We start from the raw sequence: 15,429 nt of genomic DNA on the forward strand, positions 1-15,429 counted from the left end.
CAGCCGTTCTTAAAATGGTTGAAATCAAGTCAATTATTGATTTAAAAGAGTGTTTTTACTGCTTGTGCAACGATTACCGGTGTTGCCCACAGTATTTTTCCGTTCTCAATTCCGCTAAATTCAATCCTAAAATTTATTAGTCTTGAATTTAATCCGCTTAACCGTTTTAATATGCCTATTCAACATTTTCCAATTGCATACTTAATCCTAACGTTTTATTTTCGACAAATAATTCTAAACGGTTCATAATGAAAAGTAACATTCTCAAAGTCGTTTTAATTGCTTTAATTCTCACAAGTTGTTCAGATAATAAAACCAATGAGATTGACAGTTATATTGGTTTTGGCATTCCAAAAGATTCCATTGACCATTACCTTGATTCTAAAATGAAGGAACTAAACATTCCTGGGTTGTCATTTGCAATGATAAATGATGGCGAGGTCGTTTACCAAATGAATAAAGGTTATGCGAATGTTGAGCAAAAACAACCAATAACAAACGAAACCATCTTTGAAGGAGCTTCAATTTCTAAATCTGTTTTTGCCTTTTTTACTATGAAATTTGTTGAAGAAGGAAAATTGGATTTGGATATGCCTTTATACAAATATCTGCCTTATCCTGATATTGCTTATGATGAAAGATATAAATTGATTACTGCACGAATGGCTTTGAGCCATAGAACTGGTTTTCCTAATTGGCGAGAAAATGAAGATGATAAAAAACTGAAGCTATTATTTGAACCAAATACAGATTATGGATATTCTGGAGAAGGTTATCAATATCTCGCTATGGTATTAAAAGAGATTGAAAAAACCGATTGGAATGGATTGGAGGAATTATTTCAGGAAAAGGTTGCTGTCCCACTCGGCTTGAAACATTTTGTATTTATTCAAAATCCATATACAAGAGAACTTAAAGCCGAACCTTATGATGAAAACGGAAACTGGATAGATTGGAAAAATAATTATTGGTTTCAAAAGGAAGATAATGTTTTTTATGCTGCTTCATCTTTGCATACGGAGTGTACTGATTTTTCTAAATGGATGATTGCCATTATGAACAAAGAAGGATTAACTGAAAAAAGTTGTACCGAATTATTCAAGCCACATTCCAAAGTTCCGTATGATGGTGTTAATGTTCATTACACATTGGGTTTTTTGGCCATAGATTTTCCATTTACGAATATAGTATTGCACTCTGGCAATAACGAAGGTTTTACTTCTTGGTATGCTTTGGATAGTGATAAAAAATGGGGTTTTGTTCTCTTTGCAAATTCTGAAAATGGAGAACAATTAGGGCAAGAATTATTTTTCTATTTACTTACAGGTCCAAACTTGTACAAATTATACATCATTATTGGAACTGTTTTAATCATAATCATTATAGTAATATTCTATACAGTAAAATTCATTCGAAAAAAATTAAAACGAACAAAATGAAAATTAAAGCCATTTTTATTATAGTTTTTAGCGTAGCACAATTAAGTGCTTTTTGCCAAACAGCATCAGATTCTTTAACATTGAAATTGGAGAATTTAGCGAAGCACAATTCTGTACAAGGTTTCGGTGTTGCCATTTATACCAAGGATTCCGTTTTGTATAAAAGTGGATTTGGATTTGCTGATGTTGAAAATAATAATCCTTATACAACGCAGACCGTACAGAAAATAGCTTCTATTTCAAAATTATTGTTGGGTGTTTCTATAATGAAAGCACAAGAAATGAACCTTTTGCATTTGGATGATAATGTAAACGATTATTTGCCATTTAAACTGATAAACCCAAATTTTCCAAAGCAAGTTATTACGATTCGGCATTTAGCCACACATACCGCTGGACTTAAGAAATTACCAGAATATGATTTAAAAGCATTGTATTTTCCAACGCCTATTCCCAAAATCAAAGATGAGTTGCCTTTTGGTTTGCGAAGAACACTATTGAATAAACTTTCAAAAAGAATCAATAAAAATGAAGATGTACCACTCAATGAATTTCTTCAAAATTTATACGACCCAAACGGTAAATGGTATAACAAAAACCATTTCGAGAATGTGAAAGCTGGCGAAAAAGAAGTTTATAGTAATGAAGGAGCGTCTTTGTTGGCGCTAATTATTGAAAAGGCAAGTGGTGTATCTTATTCGGAATTTGTACAAACACATATTTTATCCGCATTGCAAATGAACAATTCCGGTTTTGATTTCAATATGCAAGGTTATCTAAAAGATAAAAAATCGTCTTTATATCACGCAGGAATTAAAGTTCCGAATAACTACAAACTTATTCTATATCCAGCTGGTGGTTTTGAAACGAGCATTGATGATTTTAACAAATTTATGCAGTCAATGGCAAGTGGTTATAATGAAAAACCTTCTATTTTAACGACAGCGTCATTTAATGAAATGCTTAAAGCCCAAATCAAACCCGAATTTGAACACGGAATTCTTTGGGAAGTATATCCAAGTAGTACAGTTGGACACGAGGGCGATATTGTTGGAGTGCTAACGTATGCCTATTATAACAAGAAGCAAGCTAGAGGTTATATGTTGTTTTGTAATACATCAACCACCAAAACAATTTATAAGGATACCAATGAAATTATTGAAACCCTTAAAAATTATTATGGAAAATTAGCTCCATAAATATGTATATTGGTGCTGAATTATGGATGCTTTTAAATTAAACAAATCAGACTATAAAATTATTGGCGGTTATCTTTTGGTAGCCACGATATGGCTTATTTTCAAGTTTTATATTGACAAATATACATTAGTTGAATTTCTTATCGATATCCCCGTTTTTTGGGTACAAACTATTATATTGTTGTATGTCAGCAAAGTGTTAATCAATGCCTTTCTTATAAAGAGTAAATACTACTTTGCCTTAATTATTTTTGCCCTTTTTAGTTTTTGGCTTTTTGGTTTTTTGGCATCAATATCAGGCGAGATAACACGTTCTGGAATGATTAAATGGAATGAATTACCGTCTTTTATTGAATTGATTTTCATCAACATAAACGGTTCTGCTGCAAATCTGGCAATTCCTTTGACAATTATTTCAGCAAAAAAATATTATGAGTATCAATTGCAATCTGTTGAACTTTTAAGTACGCAGAAAGAACTGGAACTTAAAGTATTGAAGTCTCAATTCAACCCACATTTTTTATACAATAGTCTCAACACCATTGACGCATTGGTAGATTATTCTCCTAAAGAAAAGGTTAAGGAATATATTTCTAATCTTTCAGGTTTATATCGCTATTTGATTGCAGTAAAAGATGAAGATATTGCAACTTTGGAATCAGAAATAGCTTTGGCAAAAAATTATTGTTATTTGATAGAAACACAATTTGAGAATGATTATCAGTTTAATTTTGAAGTTGAACAAAGTTATAAAGATAAATATTTACCAAATGGAGCATTGTTGTCAGCTTTGGAGAATGTTGTAAAACATAATAGACCAGTAAACAATATAAGTGTTGTAACTATGATATTTGTAAATCAAAATGAAATGAAAATATCTAATACTATTTCAAAAATTGCTGTGAATGAATCGTTAGGAACTGGATTGAAGAACTTAAAAAAACGTTATAAATTATTATCGGATAAAAAAATGGAAATTAAGCAAACAGGCCGAGAATTTGTTTTAACGTTGCCATTTTTAAAAATTGTAGATTAGTCATATATGAACATCCTAATAATAGAAGACGAAATTCCAGCATTTAAAAAGTTACTTGCTTACGTGAATGAATCTTTAAATTCAGATTTTAACTATACACATACACGTTCTGTTGAAGATTCCATAAAGCATCTTAAAGAAACGAGTTATGATTTAATTGTGTCAGATATTAAAATAATTGGAGGAACATCATTCGATATATTTGATTCGATTAAAACTTCTACACCGATAATTTTTTGTACCGCTTTTGATGAACATCTTTTAAAAGCGTTTAAAACCAATGGAATTGGCTATATTTTAAAGCCTTATACACAAAAGGAAATTGAAAACGCATTAATAAAGTATAAGGATTTATTTGATAAAAAATTCAATGAAACTAATTTTTTTCAACAGTTCAAAACTTTAATTGAGCAAAAAGACACTTATAAAAAACGTTTTGCCATTAAGAAACCTGAAGGTATAAAATTGGTCAATACCGAAGCAATTAGTTATTTTGAAGCTTGTGGCGATTTTTGTAAACTAAAAGATAGTGATGCCAATTTGCATAGTATTTCAGCATCTTTAGGTTCGCTTTCCGCTGAATTGAATCCAGACCATTTTTTTAGAATCAATAGAAGCTATATAGTTAATATAGATTTTATTGAAAAAATAGTTCCATATAGCAAAAATAGATTATCTCTAAAGGTAAAGGGATTGTCCGTTTCTATAATCACAAGTACATCTTCCACTAAAGATTTTAGAAAATGGATAGATAGATGAAACCAATTTTAATGCTATGTAGGATGTTTCTTTATATTGTGGGCAACAAAAGTATATAGATACCATTATCTATATACTCCAAATATAAGAAATATAGTTACCAATAATTTTGAATATTTACACCTTTTTAATTGAGTATTAATAATTAAGTTTCTTTGTCCCCTAGAACGGTCGTTTTACGGAATTAAGAAATATCTCAAATTACTTTTAGAATATTAGTTCCATTGACCTTTCTTTTTAGAAGTTTTGTTAATTAACCTTTTACAGAACTAAATTGAATTGTAATTATAATCAATTATTTAAACTTTTTACTCAGTTCCTGTTAACACTTTGATTTGCATTATTTCTCCTTAGTGATGTAGAACAAATGAAATATATTGTTTATGAAAAAAGTTTTTATATATACTTTCAACATTTTTACAATAAAAAAGTAGCTCTAATGCATGTTGTGAATTACTTCATTTGGTGGTCACTTGGATTATCATAACACACGAATCAAGGGTTTCAATTTTACTTGATGTTTCAATTTTAGTGGAAATATCTTATAGTACGAAGATCGTAGGTTGTATTGAATTTCTCCTGCGAAACCACTAAAGTTATTTGCGATCGCGTTGGTAACAATCTTTTATTATAATTGTAACTTAAGTTAATAATAAAGTTCTTGTTGTAATATAATTTTGCACCGATAAAAGCATTATTTCTAATGAATAAAAAAGCTACAAAATTTACTAGACTCATTTTCTTGTTTGGATTTGTAATATTCTTTCTACAAAGCTGTGTATCAGCAAGGGATAGAAACATTAAAGAATGGGGAAAGTATGAATGGCAGATAGTTAAAGTAAATAAAACTAAAGATCTTACTTGGAAAATCTATAAACGAAAACTAAAAGAAACAAATTTCTTAGAGTATAAAATTGAAGGGGATATACAATTATCTCCAGAATCTTGCCTTAAGGCGTTCAAGAAAGATATTCATAAACTAGCTAATGGTACTGAAAATAAAAAGTACCCCACTTATGAGATTTCAGATCAGTCTGAAGATGGTCTTTTGACTTATCTGATACATAACGAACCTTTTCCCTTAAAAGATACAGAAATGAGTGTCAGATATCTGTTTTTTAGTGATGATGATGGTAGTTTTGGTGCAAGATGGAATGAAGCATGGGAAGAATCTCAGATTAAGCCCTCGAAAAAACTAAATCGTGTTAAAACTTTTAGGGGGACTTGGAGTTTCTCTCCAATTACGAATAACTCAAGTAAAGCAATAAATAGCGTGCAATTTGACCCAAAAGGAATGCCACTTTGGTTGATTAACCCTATGGTGTATAAGTTTTTAAAAGAAGGATTGGAAGACATTAGAAACACTTCAAAACAAATATAAATTAGATGATAAATAATAAAATTAAACCTCAAACGCTGCTTTCAACTTTATGGATATTTGTATTGCTCAATATAATTTTTAGAGACCTACATCAATTCGTCAAATCGGGATTTATCGAAGAGATAATGACTGGAACTGTTAATGGTATCGAAATAACAGACGAATTAATGTTATTGGGTGGGTTTTTAGCAGAAATACCCATTTTGATGGTACTTCTTTCCAGAATATTAAGTGATAATGCAAATAAATGGGCTAACATAATCGCTGGTATAATCACATTAGGAGTATTTGCAACAGGTATATCTTCGCTAGATATCGATGATGCTTTTCATATGACTATTGAGACTGCAGCTATTTTATGGATATTCCGAATTGCATGGAAATTGCCAACTCATGATAATATTAATAATACTGAATCTCATGTCTAATTTAAAAAAATGAAAGCAGTATTATGCACAAAATATGGACCGCCAGAAGTTCTACAAATTCAAGAAGTAGAAAAACCTGTCCCAAAGGATAATGAAGTACTTGTGAAGGTTTATGCTACTTCGGTAAGTGCTGCTGATTATAGGGTGCGGAGTTTTGATATCCCAGCCTCTTTCTGGCTTCCTGCTCGATTAATGGTGGGGATTAGAAAGCCTAGAAAATCTATTTTAGGGATGGAACTTTCTGGTAAAATTGAATCTATCGGTAAAGATGTTAAGTTGTTTAAAAAAGGAGATAAAGTTTTTGCAGCTACCTTGCAAACTTTTGGCGCTTATGCAGAATACATATGTTTACCTGAAGATGGACCGATTGCTTTGAAACCAAATAATGCTACTTATAAAGAAGCTGCCGCAATACCTATAGGAGCTCGAACGGCATTTTATTATCTCAAAAAAATAGCAAATGTAAAACCGGGGCAAAAAGTGCTGATATATGGAGCTTCTGGAAGTGTAGGGACCTATGCTGTTCAACTCGGCAAATACTTTGGAGCAGAGGTAACAGGAGTCTGCAGCGAGGCTAATTTAAATTTGGTGAAATCTTTAGGAGCTGATAAAGTAATTGATTACGAAAAAACTGATTTCACGAAAAACTTCGAAACTTATGATATTATATTTATAACTGTAGATAAATGCCCCTTTAAAGTTTGTATAGCGGCACTTAATAAAAATGGATGCTATTTAAATGTAGGAAGACCAATGAAAAGTATTTCTATGATTTGGACTTCCTTAATAAGTAGTAAAAAATTGGTTGTTGGAAAAAATTCTCCAGAGACCGCTGAAGTACTATTAAAATTGAAAAGATTAGTTGAAGAAGGACATCTTCAAATTGTAATTGATAGAAAGTTCTCAATGGATCAGATTGTTGAAGCACATAGATACGTTGATAAAGGACATAAAAAAGGGAATGTTGTAATCACAGTAAATGAAGATGTTAGTTAATTAGTCTGTATTAAAGAATGGAAGTTAATAAATCAATAACACAAGTAATTATGCGATTAATAAAGGATATATCGTTTTATGCATTCTACAATTTTTTGATGATTTCATTGAAAATAGAATATCTAAAGTTGAAACTAAAAAAAAATGTTCATCAATAACAAATTCTATTTGAAGGATGATTATGCATAGAGATAAAATTAAGTATAAGTAAAATGAAGCGAAACAGTATACGATGGTCAATAGCTCCAATGGCATTTTACGCAGTGTTAACATGGCTTTGGCACATGGTAAATGTCTATAATTTTCAAGGGTTCAATTAAAACAACCATTGATAATTCAATTTTAGAGGCTTAGATCATTCCAACATGGAATGATTCATCCAAATATGAAGAATACAGAAAAACGGACTGGAAAGGGTTTTCCTATAAATATAATCTGCCTGATGACTGGGGTATTTCTTATGCATTATATAGTAGCCCCAAAGGGTGTTTAAATAACGGATTTATTTTGCTTGATATGAGTGAGCTGTTCAGTACAATTAAAAATAGACGTGGTGGTTACAAATTTTCTGGATCAGATATTTATCAAACGAAGGACACTCTTATCATTGCCGTCTCCAAGTGTAAAAAACAAAGCAGAAATGGAAAGACTTGATGATGGTCGAATTGGAAAAGATGATTTTTACCGCATTTATACAGAACCTCAAACAAAGTTTCAAGGATTTAGTATTAATTTAGATAATTTGAATATAAAAGAAATTGAATACTTGGCCATTCAATTTAATATAAAATCTGGAAGTAATGAAAATTATTACTATGGTATATCTGATACAGTAGTAGATAACTTAACCTTTGGTTTTATAAATTCAAAGTAAGCATAGTATTAAACCAAAGTTAGAAAATCTACAAGGTTTTGTATTACGAAGCTTTAGTATAGAGAATAAATAGGACGTCTTTTCAATTTTATTGTGATTATTGTATCTATAGTTGGACTCTAAATAAATCCACCAATGATATATACTTTAAGGATATATTACTTATAGTGTTTTCGTTCGTAGGTTATCTTCCAAGATTGTTTGTTCAATTAATACATTTTGTTTTTTATTTTGCACGTGTTTAGAGTTTTCAAATAGTTTAGTACTTTTTAAAGAAGGAAAAATTTTTGATGCTCTTTTAATCATTTTTTTTCCAGGAAAAAGTATGTCGTTTTCTCCAGCAAACAATATTATCGGTGTTTGTATCAAATTTGCTTTTACCTTATTTATTACTGGAACAGGTGTAAAATCCATTTTGAAATGTAAGAATACCTTTGATAAATATTTGATTGCAAATTCATCACGTTCTGTAAAAATGGCTGCTAAAAATTTTTCAACATATTTGCTTTTTTGCGTTTTCATAAACATTTTCATTGGAATAAATATTTTGAATAATGCTTTGATTGGATTTCCATTTACAATGTATGCTGGTGCAGATAAATAAACTTTCTTGATTTTGCTTTCATCGAATTCTAGCGTTTTTAATATGATCAATCCACCAAATGAAAAACCTGCCATAATAACATTTTCAATTTTTAGAGAATCAATTATTTCATTTATCCATTGCCCATAAGAATCATCTTTCATACTTAATCTTGACTCAGCACTTTTATTTGGTTGAGCTAAAACATCAATTGCATAAACTCTAAATTTTTCACATAAATTCGGATATGTTTCAAGAGCAATTGGTGCACAACCATTCGAACCGTGAATTATTATAATTGGGACATTTGATGGTGCTCCAGACACAATAATATGTGTATGTCCATAAGTCGTATCAATAGATATGTAATTATGTTTAATATTTAACGCTTCCAATTTTTCATCATAAAGATTTAAAATTTCACTTTTTCCTTGTTCAGATTTAAATAATGACTTCATTTTTCTTATTTTAGGACAAATTTACTAAAAAAATACATATTAGGACAAGTTTACCAATGGGAAATAGACAAACAAATATTTTATCAGCTTCCAGAAAGTTATTTAATAATTTTGGATATGGTAATGTAACAATTAGGATGATTGCATTAGAGCTAAAAATAAGTTCAGGAAATTTGAATTACCATTTTAAGAAAAGAGAAGATATTCTAGAAGCTTTATATTTCGAAATGGTTGCAGAATTCGATTCTCGAATTAAACATTTAGAAGAAAGAGAACTTACTTTAAAAACGATTAAAGAAGATATTCTTTTAAGTATGTTAAGAATGAGCAAATATCATTTCTTTTGGACTGATATATATAACTTACTCCGCTTAAATGATAAAATAAAGTCTCATTTTGAGGAAGTCTATAAAACACGATTTAAAGGCTATAACTTTTTACTTAATACTTTAATAGAAAAAGGAATTATTATAACTTTTGAATTTAGTAAAGAACGCCAATGTTTAATAGAACGAATGATAGGTTTTAGCAATACTTGGCTATATAATTCTATCCTATATCAAAATGAAATTAATCAAAGTTATATAGAATCACAATCTGATAGTTTAATGCTTATGCTCTATCCTTATTTGACCGAATTCGGGAAAAGTGAATTTAAAGCACTTTTCCCAGACAGTATTATCATTTAAGGAAGTGCCAACATGTAGAGTTATTAATTTAATAATTGCTTTTAACTAATTTTTACTTACAAACTGACCACGAACTGGCTCACCTTTTTCTGTAAATACTTCATCTTCATAGTAATTTGAGAATTGAGCAGGAAGTCCTAATCCTCTTAATTGACCTGATGTCCCTTGTAATTGATAATGTAAGTGTGGCCTATCTGAAGAACCACTATTCCCAGCCCGCCCCACTTCTTGACCTTTAACTAGAGTATCACCTTGGGAAACTATAATAGACCCTTTTTTTAAGTGGGCCAGTATCGAGGTTTCACCGTTTAAATGGTCTATTATAATATAATTGCCACCTGGTTGGTCTCTATTAGTAGTGCCAACTTGATTATCATCAATAGTATTTACAACTTCTATTATTTTTCCATCACCTGGAGCATTTAAGCGTTTACCAAAACAATAATGGTTTTCATTTTGTCTCCAATCTCCTGAATAATTTTTCTTTCTTACGGTTCCATCAGCTAATATCGTATCCTGTACGATGAGAAAATCAATTGCATATCGTTCCCCTCCGCCACGACTAGTAAAATGATGAGCACCTTCAAAATGTGTTTTTCCACCATTAACCACAAACCATTCGTCTTCAAAAGGCAATTCTAAATCTGTTACAGTTTGGTAATTTAGATAGATGTCTTCGTCTAGTTTTCCTTGATCACCCATTAAAGTATCTGTGCAAGATGTCATTGCTATAATGAATAAGATATATGTTACTATTTTAAGATGTTTCATAATTAAAATTTATAGTTAATTCCTAGATTAATTTGATGTTGTAATTCTCTAAACGCATTAGATATTTGAAGCCTATCGTAATTAAAATTATAGCTTGCTTTTACAACAAAATGATTAGAAAGTTTATATGAATAGTCAGTACTCCATAAAATACTTTGGTATTTACCTACTGAGTATAAATTTTCTTCGAAAGTAGAAGTTCTCCACATAACAAGGGGAATTGTTATTTTAGATGATAGTGATTGTTTGTCATCTACCTGAAAAGTAAAGCGACCAGCTATCCCAAGTTTCTGTTGAAAATCATATTGTTTCCAATCGTAAAAAGAAGATACGTTTGATTGAGTCTGTATGCCTAAATGTATTTTAAGTTTCTCATTTTTATAAATTTCTTTCAATGAAGAAATGTTCAGTACAATTTTTGAAAACTGGGGATTAGGCTCAGGAATTATATTAGTTTCTAATTCAGAATTCAAATAATCTAATTGCACTTCAAAAAGCTTTTCTCTTTTGGTAATACGCGTATATTTTAATTGATAGTTTAGTGCATTGTAGTCATAGCGTGAAAGAGGTGCAAATGTTAAATTTTTTAAATAGCCAATAGTGTAACCAGTTGAAAATTCTATACTATTTTTTTTTAGTTGAGAATCTTCTTGAGCGAGGGCATTTGTAATTGACAATAGAAAAATTAAGGATAGAATGGTTTTATTCATAAGGCTTATGGTAATAAATTTAGAAATAACTTTTTTTTTGATTTTACTTTTTTAAAGCGTATTATTCTATCCCAAAGACTTCTTTTAATATATTTACTCCAGTTCCTATAGCGTCATCATGACCTCCGCCCTCAACGCGGCCTATTTTTGCACCTTTGTCATTTAGAAATTCAAGTTCTTGAGCCGAAAGTGGTCCGGCGATCTCATCTCTACTACCATAAATATAGGTTACTTTGGAAAGGCTTACGTTATTGTCTAGTCTTTCTGTGTAACGGTTAAATGCGAACCCTGCAATTAATTTTGCCATATTCCTTTGTTCAATGGTATCAAAATAAGGATCGTTTTCTAATTCAATAGTATAATCTCCATTATCGTCATAAATATATGCTACGAACTGTCCTTCGCTGTGATTCTGCCAACTAACATCATCGACAGCTAAACGATTTCCTAGTATGAGATAACCATCAGCGATATCCACGCCATGAGCAGCGATTAAATCTTGAACTACAAAGGAACCAAATGAAACTCCAATAACATAAACCGTTTTTCCTTGTTGATTTTTATAAAAATCAACAACACGTTTTAAATAGGCGGTACTTTGTAAATCGAATTGTTTTGCTTGTTCAAAAGTGATGTCTGAATCTGTGAATAGATTTGGATCTTTTGTTTGCACTTGATGAACATTTACCCACAATGCTGATTGGGTTTCTGTTTCTTCTATAACTTCACTTATATCCCCATCTTCAAGCGTAGTACTGGGACCTCCCTGAGCAACAACGACCACAATATTTCCTTCTAAATTACCATGTTGCGTTGCTATATCTGAAATTTGTTCAAATGGGTTAGACGAAGTATTATCGTCATCGTTATTGCAGGACGAGAAAGCGACAATTATAAAAGTGTAAATAATCAAGTTTAAGCGATTCATATTTTTCATATTATTTATTTTGAGACAAAGAGAATGAAAAAGACACTTAATAAAATTATAATTTGATAAGCGTTGCTTAATTGCTGATGAGCGTAGAAAATTAACATAGTATTAATAAATTATATGTTTCTTTGTTGATATGGGTAAATTAAATACATCTAAAATAGCTTTGATTGCAGGTCACATTCTGTTTTGGTTATTTAACTATTGGTTAATAGCTTTTGCTACTAGTCTTAATTGGAATGGATTTACTCATGATTCAGGTAGTTTTCAATATGCATACCTATATGGACTTTTTTTTAATGCACTTGTATTTTACATACAAATTTTTTGGTTGTTTCCAAAAATGTACAATCAAGGTAAAAAAAGGATGTTTTATGTAGTATCAATTTTTGTAATTCTTTTAATTTCTATAACCGAAGCTTATTTTGATTATTTACTTCTTATTTTTTATGGTGTAAATGATATACCGGTAGACGCAAATTTTAATACTAATACAATATTTCATATACTTTATAGTATTGCGGGTTTTTACTATATTCTGAAATTTGAATACAAAAAATCAAAAAAAATAAGCCAAGCTTTAGTAGAAGAAAATTATAAAACCGAATTAAAATATTTGAAGGCACAATTAAACCCACATTTTTTATTTAATGGCATTAATAGTGTTTATCATTTAATTGGGAAAAACGACACCTTAGCGAAAGAAACTTTACTTCAATTTTCAGGATTATTGCGCTATCAACTATATGAAAGTGAAACTTATATTTCATTAGAAAAAGAACTTAATTACGTATTACAGTATATTAAAATCGAGGAAACCCGTAAAGGTTCAGATATTCAATTGGATTATGAAATAGAATTTGAGAGTTCCACTAAAAAAATAGCTCCTTTGCTATTAATTCCATTTATAGAAAATACTTTTAAGCATTGTAGTAGTCATGCAGAAAAGAGTGAGATTAGTATAAGAATAATAGAAACAGGAGGTACACTTACACTAAATAGCACTAATAGTTTTGATAACTTAAATACTGAAAACCCTATAGGAGGAATTGGATTAAACAATGTTAAACGACGATTGTCGTTATTGTATCCTAATGAATATCATTTAGAAATAGAAAAGGGAAATACCGATTTTATTGTCGATTTATCAATTAACTTATAACAATCAGAAATGAAACACCTTAATTGTTTAATCATAGATGATGAGCCCATAGCTCGAGAAGGTATTGCAGAGTACTGTAATGAGTTTTCATTTTTAAATGTTGTAGCACTTTGTAAAAATGCTTTGCAGGCAAATCAATACCTTCAAACATATCAAATCGATTTAATATTTCTAGATATTAACATGCCCATCTTATCGGGAATCGATTGGTTAAAAACCCTAAAAGATTCTCCATTAATAATCATGACTACTGCATATACTGAATATGCTTTAGAAAGTTTTAATTATGACGTGCTAGATTATTTAGTAAAGCCCATCTCTTTTGAACGTTTTTTGCACACTATAAATAAAGTAAATAGATATTGTGGAAATGAAAGTGAAAAAGAAGTCCTATTCATTAAGAGTGATAAAAAAATTAAAAAGGTCAGAATAGGTGATATCTTATTTATTAAAGCAATGCAAAATTATATCAGAATTGTAACAGTTGAGCATACATTGACTGCTCACATGTCTTTAAAGTTGATTAAAGATATGTTGCCTGATGATTTTGTACAAACCCATAAATCTTATTTAGTATCCAAGTACAAAGTTGATAAAATAGTAAAGAATAAAATTATTATAAGAAACTTTAAAATTCCCATAAGTGTGCGCTTGAGAAAGGAAGTATTGAATAGCTTTTAAAGCATCAAATTGAAAAAAAATGAGTGTTTAAGGGTGAAAGCGAATATGTTTTATACATACTATTATAAAGAGGAAACCAGTTCCCTATATTAAAACTAATTTGTTCATTTCTCAATGCTATTTCGGTTTTTCTATTTGTTAAAATTCACTGCTTAATTTAATCGTTAAATCTAAACTTTCTTGCATTCTGTATGTTTCGATAAACATCTGGATTAAACTTTCTCATATAGATTTCAGGTTTTGCAAGTTTTGTGAATTCGTATTTTTTATAAATCCATTCCGCTGTACTTGTCAATAAAATCCAACGTCTTAAATTCTGTAAGTCGTTATACTCTAAAATTATTTCCATAAGCTATTTGCTTAAGCCAAGACCTCGATGTTCTTTTAAAATCAATATATCTCCTAAATATGCAGTTGTAGAAAAATCAGAAATTACACGTGTCTATCCAATTAGTTTTTGATTAAAATAAATTCCAAAATTCAAAGAGGTATCTATGAGTTTTTTGACCTTTTCATATAAAACACTTTTCCCATACTGGTTTGAGTAATGTGCTACAAGGTATTTGTGAATACTGTGCCGGTAGTAGTTATTTCATGCTTTCGCCTAACAAATTTATTTTTTTCAACCACTTTTCTCTAAAGTTAGAACTTGAACTTTTGATTGATGCTATATAAGTTATTTTAATTGGATTTACACAGCAAAATTTTAACGTTCCATTTTAAGCATATTAGATGATACTCCTAAAAAAACATTGAGTTAAGTCGTTGATCTTGCAGTTAAAATTTATATTTACCGCTCAACGAAAATAGACTAGGAGTTCCATATGCACCGACAGCAGACTTATTAAAGTGCAGGTCATGGTCAAATTGTATGAAGAGGTTTTTTTCAATATCATAACCCATTCCGTTTTTGAATTTTAATTGTGGTGGCTGAAGATTTAACTGTAATTTGTCACTTTCTGATTCTAATTCTATTCCTGAAAAAAGATAAAGTTTATTAGTAACATAAAGTTTTGTCGTAATTGGTGTTTTAAAAACATCTGCCAACAAATAAGTGTCGTAAAACCCCTTTAATTCTATTATAAACTTTAACTTTATTTTATAGCGGAATACAAAATTAGAATGTTGTTCTTTGTTAAATAAATCTATAGGATATGCAAAATCATGGAGTGTAAACTTGGATTCGGGAATAGAAATATTATTTCCACTTACTCCTTCTTGCTGTGCATTTATTCTAATTACAGATAAAAAAACTAAGCATAAAATAACAGTTCTAATCATAAATGGATTGCGTGTCATTTTCGATTTTAAACAATTTTCTTTTTTCATAAT

17 protein-coding genes are annotated in these 15,429 nt (G+C 30.0%); 11 read left to right on the forward strand and 6 right to left on the reverse strand.

All coding sequences use genetic code 11. From position 1 onward, the window contains the following. Positions 1–248: 248 nt before the first annotated feature. From D3P13_RS20505 to D3P13_RS20540, 8 genes are all read left to right on the forward strand, one after another. On the forward strand, positions 249–1,439 hold the full coding sequence (locus tag D3P13_RS20505) for a serine hydrolase domain-containing protein (RefSeq protein ID WP_117885288.1): 1,191 nt from the start codon (positions 249–251) through the stop codon (positions 1,437–1,439). Beyond that, positions 1,436–2,638, forward strand: coding sequence for a serine hydrolase domain-containing protein (locus D3P13_RS20510; protein ID WP_117885290.1), 1,203 nt, complete (start codon positions 1,436–1,438; stop codon positions 2,636–2,638). Before D3P13_RS20505 ends, D3P13_RS20510 begins: the two co-directional genes overlap by 4 nt. A 22-nt stretch (positions 2,639–2,660) precedes the next feature. Beyond that, the gene (locus tag D3P13_RS20515) at positions 2,661–3,674 is read left to right on the forward strand and encodes a sensor histidine kinase (RefSeq protein WP_117885292.1); all 1,014 of its coding nucleotides are present in this window, start codon (positions 2,661–2,663) and stop codon (positions 3,672–3,674) included. A gap of 6 nt (positions 3,675–3,680) precedes the next feature. After that, positions 3,681–4,433: a LytR/AlgR family response regulator transcription factor gene (locus D3P13_RS20520; RefSeq protein ID WP_117885294.1), complete on the forward strand. Its 753-nt coding sequence runs from the start codon at positions 3,681–3,683 to the stop codon at positions 4,431–4,433. 703 nt (positions 4,434–5,136) lie between these two features. Next, positions 5,137–5,814 (forward strand): SRPBCC family protein, encoded by a 678-nt coding sequence (locus tag D3P13_RS20525; protein ID WP_117885296.1) that lies wholly within the window; start codon positions 5,137–5,139, stop codon positions 5,812–5,814. A gap of 5 nt (positions 5,815–5,819) precedes the next feature. Next, a complete protein-coding gene (locus D3P13_RS20530) occupies positions 5,820–6,242 on the forward strand; it encodes a DUF6326 family protein (RefSeq protein WP_117885298.1) in 423 nt (140 codons plus the stop codon). Between the two features lie 9 nt (positions 6,243–6,251). After that, complete coding sequence (locus tag D3P13_RS20535; protein ID WP_117885300.1) at positions 6,252–7,238, forward strand: NAD(P)-dependent alcohol dehydrogenase; 987 nt, start codon at positions 6,252–6,254, stop codon at positions 7,236–7,238. A gap of 640 nt (positions 7,239–7,878) precedes the next feature. Further along, on the forward strand, positions 7,879–8,112 hold the full coding sequence (locus tag D3P13_RS20540; RefSeq protein ID WP_157972983.1) for a hypothetical protein: 234 nt from the start codon (positions 7,879–7,881) through the stop codon (positions 8,110–8,112). Between the two features lie 162 nt (positions 8,113–8,274). Here the strand turns inward: D3P13_RS20540 and D3P13_RS20545 are convergent, their stop codons facing one another. Then, a complete protein-coding gene (locus D3P13_RS20545) occupies positions 8,275–9,153 on the reverse strand; it encodes an alpha/beta fold hydrolase (protein WP_117885304.1) in 879 nt (292 codons plus the stop codon). A gap of 56 nt (positions 9,154–9,209) precedes the next feature. Here D3P13_RS20545 and D3P13_RS20550 point away from each other — a divergent pair, with 56 nt between their 5' ends. Then, a complete protein-coding gene (locus tag D3P13_RS20550; RefSeq protein ID WP_117885306.1) occupies positions 9,210–9,842 on the forward strand; it encodes a TetR/AcrR family transcriptional regulator in 633 nt (210 codons plus the stop codon). Positions 9,843–9,887: 45 nt separating this feature from the next. On the opposite strand, the gene D3P13_RS20555 is transcribed toward D3P13_RS20550, so the two are convergent. The 3 genes from D3P13_RS20555 to D3P13_RS20565 all read right to left on the reverse strand — a co-directional run bounded on the left by D3P13_RS20555 (position 9,888) and on the right by D3P13_RS20565 (position 12,260). Beyond that, positions 9,888–10,613 carry a M23 family metallopeptidase gene (locus D3P13_RS20555; protein ID WP_117885308.1) on the reverse strand — a complete coding sequence of 242 codons (726 nt, stop codon included), beginning with the start codon at positions 10,611–10,613 and terminating at the stop codon, positions 9,888–9,890. Positions 10,614–10,615: 2 nt separating this feature from the next. After that, positions 10,616–11,323, reverse strand: a complete 708-nt coding sequence (locus tag D3P13_RS20560) for a hypothetical protein (RefSeq protein WP_117885310.1) — start codon at positions 11,321–11,323, stop codon at positions 10,616–10,618. 61 nt (positions 11,324–11,384) lie between these two features. After that, a complete protein-coding gene (locus D3P13_RS20565) occupies positions 11,385–12,260 on the reverse strand; it encodes an alpha/beta hydrolase (RefSeq protein ID WP_117885312.1) in 876 nt (291 codons plus the stop codon). A gap of 130 nt (positions 12,261–12,390) precedes the next feature. On the opposite strand from D3P13_RS20565, the gene D3P13_RS20570 reads away from it, so the two are divergent. Continuing rightward, complete coding sequence (locus D3P13_RS20570; protein WP_117885314.1) at positions 12,391–13,416, forward strand: sensor histidine kinase; 1,026 nt, start codon at positions 12,391–12,393, stop codon at positions 13,414–13,416. 9 nt (positions 13,417–13,425) lie between these two features. Continuing rightward, positions 13,426–14,097: a LytR/AlgR family response regulator transcription factor gene (locus tag D3P13_RS20575; RefSeq protein ID WP_117885316.1), complete on the forward strand. Its 672-nt coding sequence runs from the start codon at positions 13,426–13,428 to the stop codon at positions 14,095–14,097. A gap of 157 nt (positions 14,098–14,254) precedes the next feature. Here D3P13_RS20575 and D3P13_RS20580 read toward each other — a convergent pair whose 3' ends face one another. Continuing rightward, a complete protein-coding gene (locus tag D3P13_RS20580) occupies positions 14,255–14,446 on the reverse strand; it encodes a hypothetical protein (RefSeq protein ID WP_117885318.1) in 192 nt (63 codons plus the stop codon). Between the two features lie 428 nt (positions 14,447–14,874). Continuing rightward, positions 14,875–15,426 carry a hypothetical protein gene (locus D3P13_RS20590; RefSeq protein ID WP_117885320.1) on the reverse strand — a complete coding sequence of 184 codons (552 nt, stop codon included), beginning with the start codon at positions 15,424–15,426 and terminating at the stop codon, positions 14,875–14,877. Between the last annotated feature and the right edge of the window lie 3 nt (positions 15,427–15,429).

This window comes from Aureibaculum luteum (assembly GCF_003449015.1).
GTDB lineage: Bacteria > Bacteroidota > Bacteroidia > Flavobacteriales > Flavobacteriaceae > Aureibaculum > Aureibaculum luteum.

Coding starts and splice junctions, on each gene's coding strand:
- D3P13_RS20505 (WP_117885288.1), top strand. CDS start 249: ATGAAAAGTAACATTCTCAAAGTCGTTTTAATTGCTTTAATTCTCACA.
- D3P13_RS20510 (WP_117885290.1), top strand. CDS start 1,436: ATGAAAATTAAAGCCATTTTTATTATAGTTTTTAGCGTAGCACAATTA.
- D3P13_RS20515 (WP_117885292.1), top strand. CDS start 2,661: ATGGATGCTTTTAAATTAAACAAATCAGACTATAAAATTATTGGCGGT.
- D3P13_RS20520 (WP_117885294.1), top strand. CDS start 3,681: ATGAACATCCTAATAATAGAAGACGAAATTCCAGCATTTAAAAAGTTA.
- D3P13_RS20525 (WP_117885296.1), top strand. CDS start 5,137: ATGAATAAAAAAGCTACAAAATTTACTAGACTCATTTTCTTGTTTGGA.
- D3P13_RS20530 (WP_117885298.1), top strand. CDS start 5,820: ATGATAAATAATAAAATTAAACCTCAAACGCTGCTTTCAACTTTATGG.
- D3P13_RS20535 (WP_117885300.1), top strand. CDS start 6,252: ATGAAAGCAGTATTATGCACAAAATATGGACCGCCAGAAGTTCTACAA.
- D3P13_RS20540 (WP_157972983.1), top strand. CDS start 7,879: ATGGAAAGACTTGATGATGGTCGAATTGGAAAAGATGATTTTTACCGC.
- D3P13_RS20545 (WP_117885304.1), bottom strand. CDS start 9,153: ATGAAGTCATTATTTAAATCTGAACAAGGAAAAAGTGAAATTTTAAAT.
- D3P13_RS20550 (WP_117885306.1), top strand. CDS start 9,210: ATGGGAAATAGACAAACAAATATTTTATCAGCTTCCAGAAAGTTATTT.
- D3P13_RS20555 (WP_117885308.1), bottom strand. CDS start 10,613: ATGAAACATCTTAAAATAGTAACATATATCTTATTCATTATAGCAATG.
- D3P13_RS20560 (WP_117885310.1), bottom strand. CDS start 11,323: ATGAATAAAACCATTCTATCCTTAATTTTTCTATTGTCAATTACAAAT.
- D3P13_RS20565 (WP_117885312.1), bottom strand. CDS start 12,260: ATGAAAAATATGAATCGCTTAAACTTGATTATTTACACTTTTATAATT.
- D3P13_RS20570 (WP_117885314.1), top strand. CDS start 12,391: ATGGGTAAATTAAATACATCTAAAATAGCTTTGATTGCAGGTCACATT.
- D3P13_RS20575 (WP_117885316.1), top strand. CDS start 13,426: ATGAAACACCTTAATTGTTTAATCATAGATGATGAGCCCATAGCTCGA.
- D3P13_RS20580 (WP_117885318.1), bottom strand. CDS start 14,446: ATGGAAATAATTTTAGAGTATAACGACTTACAGAATTTAAGACGTTGG.
- D3P13_RS20590 (WP_117885320.1), bottom strand. CDS start 15,426: ATGAAAAAAGAAAATTGTTTAAAATCGAAAATGACACGCAATCCATTT.